General features: G+C 45.9%; 12 protein-coding genes and 1 pseudogene. All 13 read right to left on the bottom strand.

What is annotated here, in order from left to right:
• Window positions 1-4: 4 nt before the first annotated feature.
• On the bottom strand, window positions 5-1,252 hold the full coding sequence (gene sufD, locus HXT37_RS02085; RefSeq protein ID WP_064621560.1) for a Fe-S cluster assembly protein SufD: 1,248 nt from the start codon (window positions 1,250-1,252) through the stop codon (window positions 5-7).
• Window positions 1,252-2,790, bottom strand: coding sequence for a Fe-S cluster assembly protein SufB (gene sufB / locus HXT37_RS02080; RefSeq protein ID WP_049762345.1), 1,539 nt, complete (start codon window positions 2,788-2,790; stop codon window positions 1,252-1,254). Before sufB ends, sufD begins: the two co-directional genes overlap by 1 nt.
• Before the next feature lie 395 nt (window positions 2,791-3,185).
• Window positions 3,186-4,868 carry a CTP synthase gene (locus tag HXT37_RS02075; RefSeq protein WP_410310982.1) on the bottom strand — a complete coding sequence of 561 codons (1,683 nt, stop codon included), beginning with the start codon at window positions 4,866-4,868 and terminating at the stop codon, window positions 3,186-3,188.
• 62 nt (window positions 4,869-4,930) lie between these two features.
• A complete protein-coding gene (gene aroQ / locus HXT37_RS02070; protein WP_076002657.1) occupies window positions 4,931-5,386 on the bottom strand; it encodes a type II 3-dehydroquinate dehydratase in 456 nt (151 codons plus the stop codon).
• A gap of 19 nt (window positions 5,387-5,405) precedes the next feature.
• The gene (locus HXT37_RS02065; protein ID WP_410310981.1) at window positions 5,406-7,088 is read right to left on the bottom strand and encodes a bifunctional shikimate kinase/3-dehydroquinate synthase; all 1,683 of its coding nucleotides are present in this window, start codon (window positions 7,086-7,088) and stop codon (window positions 5,406-5,408) included.
• Window positions 7,085-8,272: a chorismate synthase gene (gene aroC / locus HXT37_RS02060; RefSeq protein WP_012913896.1), complete on the bottom strand. Its 1,188-nt coding sequence runs from the start codon at window positions 8,270-8,272 to the stop codon at window positions 7,085-7,087. Before aroC ends, HXT37_RS02065 begins: the two co-directional genes overlap by 4 nt.
• Before the next feature lie 49 nt (window positions 8,273-8,321).
• Complete coding sequence (locus tag HXT37_RS02055) at window positions 8,322-8,738, bottom strand: peptidase A24 (protein ID WP_080551028.1); 417 nt, start codon at window positions 8,736-8,738, stop codon at window positions 8,322-8,324.
• 511 nt (window positions 8,739-9,249) lie between these two features.
• Entirely contained in the window at window positions 9,250-10,440 is a 1,191-nt protein-coding gene (gene mltG / locus HXT37_RS02050; RefSeq protein ID WP_116431892.1) for an endolytic transglycosylase MltG, read from the bottom strand.
• A gap of 45 nt (window positions 10,441-10,485) precedes the next feature.
• Window positions 10,486-10,943, bottom strand: a pseudogene (gene ruvX, locus HXT37_RS02045) (Holliday junction resolvase RuvX).
• Window positions 10,944-10,997: 54 nt separating this feature from the next.
• Window positions 10,998-13,682, bottom strand: a complete 2,685-nt coding sequence (gene alaS / locus HXT37_RS02040) for an alanine--tRNA ligase (protein WP_116440371.1) — start codon at window positions 13,680-13,682, stop codon at window positions 10,998-11,000.
• Window positions 13,683-13,888: 206 nt separating this feature from the next.
• On the bottom strand, window positions 13,889-14,134 hold the full coding sequence (locus tag HXT37_RS02035) for a hypothetical protein (protein WP_116431894.1): 246 nt from the start codon (window positions 14,132-14,134) through the stop codon (window positions 13,889-13,891).
• Complete coding sequence (locus HXT37_RS02030) at window positions 14,134-14,580, bottom strand: DUF948 domain-containing protein (protein ID WP_004110334.1); 447 nt, start codon at window positions 14,578-14,580, stop codon at window positions 14,134-14,136. The genes HXT37_RS02035 and HXT37_RS02030 overlap by 1 nt, the downstream gene beginning before the upstream one ends.
• A 150-nt stretch (window positions 14,581-14,730) precedes the next feature.
• Window positions 14,731-15,405: a histidine phosphatase family protein gene (locus HXT37_RS02025; protein ID WP_012913890.1), complete on the bottom strand. Its 675-nt coding sequence runs from the start codon at window positions 15,403-15,405 to the stop codon at window positions 14,731-14,733.
• Between the last annotated feature and the right edge of the window lie 28 nt (window positions 15,406-15,433).

Genomic DNA, 15,433 nt, shown 5'->3' with positions numbered 1-15,433 from the left:
TCTCCTATTCTTCCGTTCTTGCAAGACGGCGCTCAATCGCCTTCATTAAGTGATCAACAATTTCCGGAACGCCAATTTCCTCAATCAGCTCGTTAAAGAATCCGCGCACAACAAGCTTTCGAGCCTCAACCTCACTAACTCCGCGCGACTGCAAGTAGAAAAGCTCTTCGTCGTCAAATCTGCCGACTGAACTTGCGTGACCGGCACCAATAATATTTCCGTTTTCAATTTCCAAATTCGGCTCAGAATCGGCGATTGCTCCAGGAGTGAGCACCAAATTACGGTTCAACTCGTACGAATCTGTGCCAGGAGCTTCCGGCTTAATAAGCGCGTTTCCAACCCAAGTTGAATGCGCACCCTTTCCTTCCAAGGCACCCTTGTACACTACTCGCGACTTGCATTCTGGATAGTTGTGCACAACCATCGTGCGGTGCTCAACATGCTCGCCTGGATCCACAAAATACATGCCGAGCATGTTCAAATCACCCTGTTCGCCACCAAAATCCTGATCCATGCGAATACGCACAACATCTCCGCCAAGAGTGACCATCGTGTGGCGAAGCGAAGCTCCCTCACCAACGTGAATACGCTGATTTCCAACGTGTTTACTGCCCGAATCCCACTCTTGAATAAAGGTAGTAGAAACGTGCGCGTGCTTTCCGAGGATGATTTCCACACCTTCAGCAAGTTTTGCGCAGCCGGTATGTTCGATAATAATGTCAGCATTCGAGCGAGAATCCGCTTCGATTACTAAGTGCAATGCGTCAAGCGTATTAACATTATCACCCTGAATTTTCAGTACGATTGGCTTTTTGATTTCGCCAGATACGTGAAGCACGTATGCAGATTTCGCTGTATTCCACGCGACTGCAGCTACGCGATCAGACGGCTTCATATCGGTATGAGGAGCCTCGTTTTTCGGCTTTACTTGCAAACTTACGGAACCGTCGCTACCAACGTAAGAATCATCCAATGCAGCTCCACCAACACCTTCAAGAGTTACTTGAATACTATTAGATGGTTCAAAACGCTCGAAAAACTCGGAAATTCGCTCAACTGGAGTATATCGCCAATCTTCCTGCTTTCTAGTTGGAATCGCAAAATCTTCCACATTAAACGAGCGCACGGATTTATCTGCGCTAGAAGGCATTGCTGCAGGAACCGCATACGGATCATTAGGGTCTGCTATAGGAATAGTAATTTCTTTTTCCGTCATTTTATTGCCTAAATTCTCTTTTAAATCTTCGCTCATCAGCCCACGGATCCTTCCATTTGCAACTCAACTAAGCGATTCAACTCAAGCGCGTACTCCATTGGCAGCTCGCGGCTAATCGGCTCCACGAAGCCGCGAACAATCATGCCCATAGCCTCTTTTTCTTCAAGCCCTCGACTCATCAAATAGAAAAGCTGATCCTCCGAAACCTTGGAAACAGTGGCCTCGTGAGCCATCGAAACGTCATCTTCGCGCACGTCAACATGCGGATAAGTATCGGACCTGGAAAAATCGTCAACAAGCAAAGCATCGCACACAACAGACGAACTAGAGCCCTTCGCACCCTTAATAATCTTCACAAGACCGCGGTAAGCTGAACGTCCGCCGCCGCGCGAAATCGACTTAGCAACAATCGTAGAACTCGTGTGAGGAGCTAAATGAATCATCTTCGCACCAGTATCTTGATATTGTCCGCGGCCAGCAAAACTCAAAGACATAGTCTCCGCTTTTGCGTAAGGCTCGGCAAGAATACAAGCAGGATACTTCATAGTAGCTTTGGAGCCGATGTTTCCGTCAACCCACTCCATTGTGCCGCCCTCGCGCACGTAAGCTCGCTGAGTTACCAAGTTATACACGTTATTTGACCAGTTTTGCACTGTTGTGTAACGCACACGCGCATGCTTTTCCACAACAATTTCAACGTTTGCAGCGTGAAGCGAATCCGTGGAATAAATTGGAGCCGTGCAACCTTCAACGTAATGCACATAAGAGCCTTCGTCCGCAATAATAAGCGTTCGCTCAAACTGACCCATGTTCGGCGTATTAATTCTAAAGTAAGCTTGAAGCGGAATATCCACGTGCACGCCTTTTGGAACATACACGAACGAGCCGCCACTCCAAGCCGCGGTGTTAAGAGCTGCAAACTTGTTGTCGTCAACAGGGATCACGGTTGCGAAATACTTTTTTACAAGCTCCGGATACTTTTGCACTGCCGTATCCGTGTCAACAAAAATCACGCCTTGAGCTGCCAAGTCTTCGCGAATCGAATTGTAAATAACTTCCGACTCGTACTGTGCTGCAACGCCTGAAACTAAGCGCTTTTTCTCCGCTTCCGGAATGCCTAAGCGATCGTAAGTTTTGCGAATATCTTCCGGCAAATCGTCCCAAGTTTTTGCTTGATCGTGAACCGGGCGCACGTAGTATTTAAAATCGTCAGCGTCAAAACCGCTTAAATCCACGCCCCAATCCGGCATTGGCTTTTGCAAAAACGCGCGGTAGCCTTGCAAGCGAAGATCTAGCATCCACTCCGGCTCGTTTTTATCGGCAGAAATTGCGCGAACAACCGACTCGTCAATACCTTTTTTTGCAGCCTCGCCTGCAGCGTCCGAATCGTGCCAGCCGTAATTGTAATCACCAAATTCAGCAACAATCTGCTCGTCTTGGCGGATTTTCTCTTCGTTTACGCGAGCGCGATCTGCCACATACTGGCTCATTTCAACGTCTGCAGCTTTATTTTTTGCTAGATTACCATCGCTTGCTGCAACGCTTGTATCGCCAGTAACGCCAGTATCATTCATATTGCCAGTATCGCTCATAAAGCCTGTAACACCTCCATACTTAACGCACACCTGCGCGCGGTACGTATCAATTGGCAAAAGCTGCTCCCCAAGCGCTACTTTTGCACTCTCCCCACTCAATTATCACCTATCTAAGGTTACCTCGTAATGCGATTTCTTGGTATAGCCGTGTTACGCGCAAAACGTAATGTTTATCACAATCTAATAAAACAAAAACGGCAGAAACTTTACACAGAAGTAAAGTTTCGGTCGGCTACGCGCCAAAAAGCGGCAAAAACTTTGCAGCGTTGTAAAGAAAAAATCGGTTGCGAATGAAAAAGCGGCAAAACTTAGGAAAACCCAGTCTTACCGCTTATTTCTATTTACTTAATTCTTACTTAATTCTTACTTAAGCCTTACTTATCAGCTTTACTACTAGCAACAGCTTCCTGATGTTCCAGTGCTGCCGCAACCAATCCAGCAAACAGTGGATGAGGTTTAGTTGGGCGAGACTTAAACTCTGGATGAGCTTGAGTTGCTACGTAGAATGGGTGAGCTTCCTTTGGAAGCTCCACAAACTCAGTCAAATTACCATCTGGGCTTTGGCCACTAATACGCAAGCCAGCTTCGCGCAAACGATCCTTATATGCCACGTTCACTTCGTAACGGTGACGATGACGCTCAGTAACATGCGTAGTGCCGTAAAGCTCAGCAACAATAGAGCCTTCTTCAAGCGTTGCAGGGTAAGAGCCAAGTCGCATTGTGTGACCCATATCTCCCTTACCAGCCACAATATCCTTCTGCTCTTCCATAGTTGCGATTACTGGATCGCCACAATCCTTTTCGAACTCAGTGGAATTAGCATCCTCAAGCCCAAGCACGTGACGAGCGTACTCAATAACCATAGATTGCAAACCAAGGCAAAGACCAAGCGTTGGCAAACCATGCTCGCGAGCGTAACGCAAAGCACCAATCTTACCTTCAATACCGCGAATACCGAAGCCGCCTGGAATAACCATGCCGTCCATTTGGTCAAGAGCCGCAGCTGCACCTTCTTGAGTTTCGCACTTGTCGGCAGCAACCCAGCGCACATTCACCTTAGCCCAGTTCGCAAAACCGCCAGCCTTAATGGCCTCGGTAACCGAAAGATACGCATCTGGCAAATCAATGTACTTTCCAACGATTGCAATGTTTAGCTCATGCTTTGGATGATGCACGCGCTCAAGCAAATCTTCCCACTCGTTCCAATCAACATCGTGGAATGGAAGCTCAAGCTCGCGAACAACGTAAGCGTCCAAGCCCTCGTTGAACAAAATCTTCGGCACATCGTAAATGCTTGGAGCGTCAACGCAGTTCACAACGCCTTCAGCATCGACATCGCACATAAGCGAAATCTTGTCTTTAATAGCCTGATTAAGCGGACGATCGGAGCGCAAAACAAGCGCGTCTGGAGAAATACCAAGCTGACGCAGCATCATCACAGAATGCTGAGTTGGCTTAGTTTTCAACTCGTGCGCTGCAGCAATATAAGGTACCAAAGAAACGTGCACAAACATGCAGTTTTCAGGACCTAAATCGCGACGAACTTCGCGAGCAGCCTCCAAGAATGGCTGGGATTCAATATCGCCAACTGTGCCGCCGATTTCCGTAATAATCACGTCTACATCGTCGGAAGCTTGCGCGCGCATACGCGACTTAATCTCGCCAGTAATATGCGGAATAACTTGCACGCACTGACCCAAATATTCGCCAGCGCGTTCCTTACGAAGCACAGATTGATAAATCTGACCTGTAGTTACATTCGCTTTCTGGCTTAAGAAAACATCGAGGAATCGCTCGTAATGACCAATATCGAGATCTGTTTCTGCACCATCTTCCGTAACATAGACTTCGCCATGCTGGAATGGGTTCATTGTACCCGGGTCAACATTGATATAAGGGTCAAGTTTTTGTTGTAATACATGCAATCCGCGACTGCGTAAAAGTCGACCTAAAGATGATGCTGTAAGGCCTTTTCCGAGGGACGAAACTACACCACCTGTGACAAAAATATGCTTTGTAATATGCTCCTGAGAGTTACCATGTTGTCTTCTAACCATGGAACTCCATGGTATCTTCGAGCCTCGACGCTGGGTGTTGATTCGCAAAAAATCGAACAAAATCAAACAAGATGCGCAACGGCTTCCAAAGCGAGCTTATAGCCGTATAATCCCATGCCTGTAATAGTGCCGGTTGCAACAGGACTAATTACACTAATTTTACGAAAAGCATCGCGCGCAGCAGGATTAGAAATATGCACTTCCATGAGCGGAACTCCAGCATCCAAAACCATGTGAGCAGCGTCCGCGAGCGCGTAACTGTAGTGTGTAAAAGCGGCAGGATTCATAACAACAGGCGTATGAGTATCGGCAGCTTCGTGCATCCAGTGAACCATTTGCGCTTCGTCGTCACTTTGGCGCACTTCTACTTCAAACCCAAGTTCCGCACCCCATTTTTCGCATTTCTCGCGCAAAGTTTCAAAGTTCTCGCTACCGTACACGTCCGGCTGACGCACGCCTAAACGACCTAAATTCGGTCCGTTTACAACAAGCACTTTTTTTGTATGCTGATTTTCCATTTTTACCTCGCAAGATTAATTATTTTTGCTTATAAACGCACTCAAAAGCTTCACGAACAGCTTCAATAGGCGGATTGTCTAAATGCATAGGATTAGAAATACCATCCAAAATTACGAAACGTAGCATGTTACCGCGCGCTTTTTTGTCGCGATGCATAAGGTTAAGCACGCACTCAAAAGCAGCATCCGCATCTTTTGCACACTGCCACGAAGTTGGCAATCCAAGCGAATCCAAAAGCGAACGATGATACGCAACGTCTCCCGCATCCAAATATCCTAAAATTTGCGCAAGCTCCGCCGCAAAAACCATACCAACAGCTACAGCGTTTCCATGACGCCAGCGGAAATGCTCAATCTGCTCAATCGAGTGGCCAAGCGTATGCCCGTAGTTCAAAAACTCGCGCAAACCCTGCTCTTTTAAATCGCTCGATACGTGATACGCCTTTACTTTAACTGTGCGTTCAATAAGCTCCACGAGCAGTTCATGAAGTTCGTTATTATTTTCTAAATCATCCCCATTAAATTCACGCAAAAGCCTTGCGTTATTGGCATCGCTAAGAATCTTCAAAATTTCGCCATCGCGAATAAAACCAGATTTTGCAACCTCGCCCAAGCCTTCAATAAGAATATCGTTTGGAAGAGTTGCAAGCGTAGAAGTATCTGCTAAAACGCCAGCTGGAGTGTAAAAGCTGCCGACTAGATTCTTTCCAGCATCCGTATTAATACCAGTTTTACCGCCCGTAGACGCGTCAACCATCGCAAGAAGCGAAGTAGGGCAGTTTACATAGCGAATTCCACGCATCCAAGTTGCAGCAACAAAGCCAGCGACATCCGTTGCTGCTCCTCCGCCTAAACCAACAATTGCATCCGAACGAGTAAAACCAGCTTCTGCCAGGTTAGCCCACAATCCACTTGCAACTTTAATAGTTTTTCCAGCTTCTGCATCCGGAATTAACATGTCGAAAACTTCGTAACCAGATTGGCGCAAAATAGTTCGAGCTTTGTCGCTATGACGCTGAACAGGTTGCGTGTGAACTAACGCCACTTTAACTGGCTTAGTTCCAAGCATTTGCGGCAGAAGTTGCATTGCACCGTCACCAATTCGCACATCGTATGGTTCAATTCCTTCACCTGTTACGTGCACAATACGTTGCATAATCATGCTCCTTAATTTTTCTGCAGCCATATACGGAGTCGAACCTTTTGTTTGCATGTGGATATTCGATACCGCTCTAAAAACAGGGTCTCTCTGCTCAAATAATTCCATCCAACGCTTTTGCGCATCTTCTCCAGAAAACATAGGACGATTATTATTCCAGCTTGCGCGCTCAATAGCCTCTTTAGCATTGACTTGCAAATACACAACGCGACCGCCACAGCGCATATACTCACGCAAAACTTTTTGAGTTTCTTCACGCATAGGCGCACCGCCACCAAGCGAAACTATTCCCTTTGTAGAATCTTCTATAGGTGTATCTCCCAAAATTGCCTCTCGCACTATGCGAGCTTCTATTTTACGAAAAGCATCCTGGCCATATTCCTCGAAATATTGCGGTATTGACATATCAATATCGCACTCGATCATGTCATCTGTATCATAAAAAGGCAGATTCATAAGATGCGCAACTTCGCGGCCAACACGCGTTTTTCCAGCAGCAGGCATGCCAATAATAACAGCTAGCGGAAGTTTAGTGTTGCTCATTTCATATTCTCCGGCCAGGAAGCTACGTAAGACTCCACATTTCGGCGCGTTTCTTGCAAAGAATCTCCGCCGAATTTTTCCAAAGCATACTTAGCTAAAGTAAGCCTTACCATCGCTTCTGCAACTACAGAAGCAGCTGGCACAGCAGTGAAATCGGAGCGCTGATTAATAGCTTGAGCAGCTTCGCCAGTAAGCACATCCACTGTGCGCAAAGCGCGTGGAATAGACGGAATTGGCTTCATCGCAGCGCGCACGCGAATAATTTCGCCGTTCGACATTCCGCCTTCAATTCCTCCAGCTCGATTAGTAAGACGCTTAATTTTCCCGTTTTCGTCTGTTACCATTTCGTCGTGCGCGGCCGATCCGGGGCGATCTGCTTCTGCAAAACCGTCGCCAATTTCCACGCCTTTAATAGCCTGAATTCCCATAATCGCGCTCGCGAGAGCCGCATCCAAGCGACGATCCGACTCAACGTATGTGCCAACTCCTGCAGGCATGCCGTAAGCAAGCACTTCCACTACTCCACCGAGCGTATCTGCATTTGCTTTTGCTTCGTCGATGCGAGCCATCATTCGCGCTTGCGCATCTTTGTCGAGAGTGCGAACTGGAGAAGCATCCAAAGCAGCAACATCATCTGGTGTTGGTAGAGCTAAACTTTTGTTAGTGTATTCGCCGCCAATGCCGATAACATGCGCAACTGTGCGCACGCCTAAAGCTTGCTGTAAAAACGCATCAGCAATAGCACCCAAAGCAACGCGCGAAGCTGTTTCCCTAGCACTCGAACGCTCTAAAACTTCGCGAGCATCATTAAAACCATACTTGCGCATACCAGTTAAATCCGCATGCCCTGGACGAGGGCGGCTCAAAGGAGCATTTCTGCCAACTTGCTCAACCTCGTGATCCAAAGGATCTGCACTCATTACTTCGGTCCACTTTGGCCACTCTGTATTCGCGATTTCTACAGCAATCGGAGAACCAAGCGTTACGCCGTGGCGAACTCCAGTTAAAAGACGCACTTTGTCTTGCTCAAACTTCATACGCGCGCCACGACCATAACCAAGGCGACGGCGAGCAAGTGCCGAAACTACATCATTGCTAGTAATGTGCACGCCAGCCGGCAAACCTTCAATCATGGCTACTAACGCTTCACCGTGCGACTCCCCTGCCGTTTGCCATCTAAGCATGCCATTTCTCCTTTCTCAAGCAATTTACGCGTCTAAATACTCTACTCTACTAACTACCAAGTATTGAGCAGGTTGTTATTGACAGCAATGCTGCGAGTATTGCAGATATTGCTTCTACTGGTACGAATGGTATTGATGCGTTGATTGGCGAGCAGATTTTGCAGTAAATTTTCCATAGCAAAAGCCAAAGTAAGCCAACTGCTCCAACTAAAGCGAACCAGTAAATTAAGCAGTAAAAGCCGAATAATACCAAGGCTTGCGCAATCATCGACGCGCTCGTAACATCTCCGAAGCCAATAGCATTTTTTGCGGAAATTTTTCGCATACTCCAGTAAATTACAAAAATAATTACGCAAGAAATCCAGCCGAAAATAAGCACGCTAATATTTCTAAACAAAATAACCGAATATATGAGATTCGCAAAAGATTGAAAAATTCCTGCAATAACAACCCAAAGTCTTGGCACTACGCGACTTTTTATGTCTGTTGCGCAAACTGAAATTAAACATGTGAGCGTTGGCAGCACCGATAGTATCGTAATAATTAATTGCTTCATTAAAGCAGATTACGAAAACTTGCGAAACTGTTACAACCTCAAAACATATATGTGGTTAAAAGCTATATTTTAATAGTTTAATTTTGCATCATTCAGTCGTGTGGATATTAGTGTGGTAGAGATTTGAGATTTTTCGCACTGAGCGCGGCGAACGTCAGAGCCGCAGGCTGCTGATTCGCCAAGCGAAGAAGAAAAATCGAAAAATCTCTGCGATAAAACGAGGTTATTAACGATTAAACACGCAGAGTTTTGGGGGATTTCTCTACGAGCACTAAAAGAGGACTGAGAAGCTACATTCTTTAAAGAAAGGCGAACACACTAAACTCTTTTAGCAGCCAGAGCGCACGAAGGACGGGACGTGCGAGGAGAGAAATCCCCCAAAACTCGCGCCACATCAAGGAAAACAAAAACAAGCTTTAGTTTAGTTGCCTTCAGGATTGTTGCGCTTGTACTCGTCGCGGAACTTCAAAAAGTCGTCTTTGTTATCCGCAAACTTCGTTTCGCCAGTTTTCAAATTCGTGGTGACGAAGTAAAGCCACGGACCGTCTTGAGGCTTAATAGTGGCAAGAAGAGCGTTGTCTCCAGCAATGCCAATAGGCGTAGGAGTCAAACCCTTATGAATACGTGTATTATATGGATTATTTGCATCGTCAAGCATTGCTTGCGTGAGTTTAATAGGTTTTACTCCCGCGCCGTAACCAACAGTAGAATCCATTCCTAACGACATATCTTTTGCCAAACGGTTCAGTATTACGCGAATAACTTTGCCATAATATTCGCGATTATTCACTTCAGCTTCGGCAATAGATGCCATAATTAAGGCTTTTTCTCTATCTTTACCTTTAGGAATTCCAAGAGAATCAAGTTTTTCAATACGCTTTTTTACCATTGCGGAAAGAATAGCATCCGCACTTTTCATAGCTTTTACGTTATAAGCTCCAGGCTCTAGCCAGCCTTCAACACTACCGTTTGCTTCAGCAGGCAGAATTCCTGCAGCACCATCAGCTAACGCAGCCTTGAATTTATCTAAACTTATTCCAGATAATGTTGAAGCTTTTTGCAAAACGTCTGCTGCGTGATCCCCTGCACGAACTTCAAGGAATCCGCCTGCTTTTGTTTGATCTGAAAGAATATCAACTACATCAATAGCAGCCATATGTTTTTTCAGTGAGTAAACGCCAGGATACAAAATTTTATTATTTGCAGAAACAGCTGAAGTAAAAGCTGATTGAGATTTAACAACATTTGCCTTAACTAATTTGTTGGCAACGCTAATAGCACCCTCGCCGGTGTCAATAGTAAACTCAACCGTTCCAAAGCCTGGGCCTGGCCAATCTGCAACAGACTCGCTATTTTGAGATAATTTCCACGCGCGAACCGCACTGTATCCAAAATATCCAACAACAGCTAATACGAATACGAGCAGAATAGATAAAACGACTTTTGCTCTACGCCTGCGTTTTTTTGCTTCAAGACGAGCTTTAGCACGTTTTCTGGAGCTAACAGTCGAAGACTTGTATTTAGAAGAATTAGATGATTCTGACGACGGCTCGCCATCATGCTCAGTCCACTTTGCATGTTTGTCAAAAAATTCATCAAAATTGTCAGACACGCTATTCTCCTCTTCGCTATTTCTGCTTTTATTCGATTTTCAAAACTACTCTGCATTATTTGCGTCAAGCGCAGACTGCAAAATCAACACTGCCGACTGCTGATCTACCATTGGACGATGCTTTTTAGTAGAAAGATCCGCTTGCAAAAGCTGACGATGAGCACTTACTGTTGTCAAACGCTCATCTTTCCAAACTACTTCTGGCATATAATCCAACGCCCAATCTTTTTCGTCATGCAATATTTGCATGCGTTTTATTAGATTCTTCCCCAGCGCAGAGCTTTTTTAGCAGATTTTCCTTCAGTGCCATCAAGTTGCAAAGGCAAGCCTATAACAACTTTTTCTACATTGTTATCTTCAATAACTTCAAGCACTTCATCTATAGCATGGAAGGAATCTCCAAACACTTGCACATTACCAATAGGATGTGCAAAGGTGAGACCAGGGTCGGAAAGTGCAAGTCCGACCCTTGCGTCACCTAAATCAATACCTAACCACACCATATTTCGTGTTGCTTTTGGTATAGATTCGTAAATTTTTAAGCTGTAAAACACGCACTAGGCGAGCTTAGCTACTTCTGATTTCGCAGCTTCGAGAGCTTCATCAAGCTTAGAAGCATCTGTACCACCGCCCTGAGCGAAGTCTGGCTTGCCGCCACCGCCGCCACCAAGCACCTTGGAAGCAGTACGAACCAAGTCGCCAGCCTTAGCACCAAGACCGCGAGCAGCTTCGTTTGTAGCTACTGCAATCATTGGTCGATCGTCTTCATTAACACCAGCAAGTGCAACAACCACTGGAGCATCTTCACCTAAACGAGCACGAATATCTAGGACTGTCTTGCGCAAAGCATCGAATGAGCCAAAGTTGCCAACATTCTTAAGAGCCAACTTAACTTTTTCGTTACTATTCTTTACTTCATCAACTAATGTTGGTACAGCTTCATTTAATTGAGCTTCGTAAACAGAAGCAAGCTTACGATCAGAATCCTTCATCTTGTTAAGCAAAGATTCCAAACGTTCAACCAACTCGTCTGGGCGAGCATTAACCATGTCTGCTAATTGCGCAACCAAAGTGTGCTCGCGGGCGCCATACTCGTACGCTGCCTCGCCGCAAAGAGCGTCGATTCTGCGCACACCAGAGCCAATAGAAGACTCGGAAAGGATTGTAACCATACCAATCTTTCCGGTGCTCTTAGCGTGAGTGCCACCGCAAAGCTCGCGGCTCCAACCGTCGCCGATTTCAACAACGCGCACAACATCGCCGTACTTTTCGCCGAACAAGTGCATTGCTCCAAGCTTAAAAGCGTCGTCGATTGGCATTTCCTTAGGAACAACCTGCAAATCGTCGCGAATACGCTCGTTTACGCGAGCTTCAACGCGAGAAAGCGCATCCTTATCAACAGCCTTTGGCCACTGGAAGTCGAAGCGCAAGCGGTCTGGATCAACCACGGAACCGCGCTGAGTTGCCTGTGGACCAAGCTCTTCTCGCAAAGCCTTGTGAAGGGTATGCGTAGCAGTGTGGCTTCGAGCCAAAGCAGCTCTACGAACCTGGTCAATATTGGTGTTTACAGGAGCACCAACGCTAAGAGTTCCTTCGGTAAGTCGGCAGCTGTGAACAATCAAATCCTTGATTGGTCGCTGAACATCGTCAACTTCCAAAATCGCGCCGTCATCGGAAATAATCTCGCCCTGGTCAGCAATCTGGCCGCCGCGCTCAGCGTAGAATGGCGTGCGGTCGAGAATAATCTCAACGTTTGCAGGAGCAGTAACGCTTTTAACAGAGCCTTTACCTGCTTCAACAATTGCCAAAACGTTAGAACGGCTGGAGAAGTCAGTGTAACCGAGGAAGTCGATTGGCTTTTCGAGCGACTTCTTAATATCGTCGTAAACGCTAACGTCCACATTGTGACGCTTCTTCAAAGCGTCAGCGCGAGCGCGACCTTTCTGCTCGCTCATAAGCTCGCGGAACTTAGCTTCGTCCACTTTAACACCCTGCTCAGCTGCCATCTCCAAAGTCAACTCGATTGGGAAGCCGTAAGTATCGTGCAAAGTAAACGCGTCGGAGCCGCCAACCATAGGGTCATCCTTGTGCTCTTTCTTAGCTTTTTCAACAGCCAAATCGAGAATAGTCGTGCCCTTTTCAAGAGTGCGACGGAACGCGTCTTCCTCACCGTAAGCAGCTTCGCTAACCTCATGGAAAGTATCATTAAGCTCTGGATAGCTTGGTTCCATAGCAGCTTTAGAAACTGGGAAAAGCGTTGGCAAAACTGGATCTTGCACACCAAGCATACGCATTGCGCGAACAGTTCTGCGAAGAAGACGACGAAGCACATAGCCGCGGCCAACATTACTTGGGCGCACGCCATCGCTCATAATCATCAAAGCGGAACGCACGTGATCTGCTACAACGCGGAAACGCACGTCAGCATCATTATTATCGCCGTACTTTACGCCACTAAGCTTTTCTGCAGCTTCAATAACTGGGTAAACTTCGTCAGTTTCGTAAATATTTTCCTTACCTTGCATAAGGTAAGCCAAACGCTCCAAACCAGCGCCAGTATCAATATTCTTTTGATCGAGTTCGCCAGCAATATGCAAATCAGTCTTAGATTTGACGTTATCTACCTGGTAGTTTTCAAAAACCAAATCCCAAATCTCAATAAAACGAGATTCGTCAGCAGCCGGACCTCCATCGCGACCATACTTAGGACCGCGATCCACGTAGATTTCGGAGCATGGACCGCCAGGACCAGGACCGCCGGTAGTCCAGAAGTTATCTTCCATACCGAAAACTTGCATATGCTCTGGGTCGAAGCCTTCGTTCTTCCAAATTGCGCGGGCTTCATCGTCGTCAGTATAAGTAGTAACCCAAAGCTTTTCAGGGTCAAAACCGTAGCCGCCCTTATCTTGAGGAGTTGTCAAAAGCTCCCAAGCGTAGTGAATAGCTTCCTCTTTAAAATAATCGCCAAACGAGAAGTTACCAACCATCTGGAAGAAAGTGCCGTGACGAGTAGTCTTACCAACTTCGTCAATATCTAGAGTGCGAACGCACTTCTGATTCGAAGCCATACGACGCGAAGGAGGCGTCTGCTCTCCGAGCAAGTAAGGAATAAACGGCACCATGCCTGCGATAGTAAATAACGTAGTTGGGTTCGGCGAAATAAGAGAAGCCGAAGGAACAACCATATGACCATTCTTAGCAAAATAGTCAAGATAACGCTTTGCAATTTCTGCTGTGCGCATACGTACGAACTCCTTGTGTAATTTTTAGCAAGACCCACGCAAACCGTCACAAATAACCGTCACAAACAAAAGCCACATGCAACGCCCACACGAAATCGTGCCGCATGACGCACGACGCAATCATGCAAACATTCAATATAGTACTTCAATACTTAACTTAACTAAACTTAGCAAAGTAACGAAATTATGAAAAACTTGTTTTTTATTTAAAATTCCCTATTTCTACGATTAGCATAACGAGAATTAAGCTCAGCTTCATGCTCTTTACGGCTAGTATTGAAATCTTTAAACAATCCCATTACTGTGCGCAATGTGATATTTTTCGGTTCCTCATCAAAAATAAAACGACTAGCAGAAGACGGCATTTTTGCTTTAACATATGCACGAGCCTTCGTAACTGTAAGAACACCAATTACAATGCCAATAAACATCCAAAATAAACGCTTGAACATTACTCTCCCCTGCTTGCATTCTTAGTTGCATTCTTATCAGAGGATTCTTTTGAAGCGTTACTATTGGCACTATTCTTGTCTGTTGGCACAGTCGGCTTATTGAAGAAAGAAGAAACAGTATCTTTTAGAGCGTAACCGGCAGCTGCAATTTTTACGAGCGGTTTTCCAAGGAAAGCACCATACAAATCAGTAAGAGCACCAATATTCGTAACAGTTGTGCGCGTAGCTCCTGAAACAGCGTTTACATCGTCAAGAGTCTTATTAACTTGCTTAATCGTCGTCACAGACTCGTCAATTGCAGGCATCGCATGCTCACCCGACTCTTTGACAGTTTTCGCAATCTGATCGAACAACTTGCCCAATCTAATTAGCGGATAAATCAAAAAACCCGAAAGCACAGTAAACGCAATCGCGGCAATAAGAGCAGCTATGTCTCCAACGCTCATCGTAACCTCTTTCTGTACCATTTTTGCTTAAGACTTCACCGCGCTGAAAGCTAATACAACAGCAAATCAGACTACAGTTAAAACCATTCGCAATGACTTAAGACTAACGAACGGTAACGACGCATACGTTAAGAAAGCTGTAGCAAAAAGCTACTCATTGTAGCCTTGAATAGTAATAGCGTTATCAATAGGTTTAGTAGTGTCAAAATCGAGCCTAGTTACGCTTCCGTTTGCCGGGCGCTCGCTTAAATCGTAGCCTGCAGGCGCAAAACGGTGCATAAGACTTAGCAAAGTGTTGCCATGCGAAATTTGCAAAACATTATCTCCATCGTTAAGCAAAGAATTTGAAGCGATTAACGCAAAACCTTCTTCTACGCGAGTCCAATATTCGATATCTGACTCGGCATCGTGGAAAGGATCCGCTTCTTTAAGCATGTCACGAGTGGCTGCAAGCCCAAATTTTTCAACGATTTCGTTATAAGTGTGCGCTCCGTGAGGTGCTCCTGCAGCCCACCAAGCCATTTGCATATCTTGACCTTCAAAATAGCCGTAGCATTGCTCACGAAAATGCATATCGCTTACAAGCTTTGGGCGCGCGTTACCGGCAGCTTCATTTGCGTCGAGAATACGTTGTGCTGTGATTTGCGCACGCGTAGTATCCGAGCAGTAAGCTGCAGCAAAAGCAATATTTTCTAGCTTTTTTGCGGCCGTGTCCGCATCTTTCAAACCTTTTTCAGTAAGTGGAGAATTTGACCAGCCTTGCAGTCGATTATAGCGATTAAATAGCGTCTGTCCGTGACGCACTAAATAAAGATGCAGCAACATAGCTCCATTATTGCACTAAGCGGTACAT

Source organism: Gardnerella sp. DNF01151, from assembly GCF_049244235.1.
Lineage (GTDB): Bacteria > Actinomycetota > Actinomycetes > Actinomycetales > Bifidobacteriaceae > Bifidobacterium > Bifidobacterium swidsinskii.
Note: the sequence above shows the minus strand (reverse complement) of the source record. Positions and strands in the feature narration are given on the sequence as shown.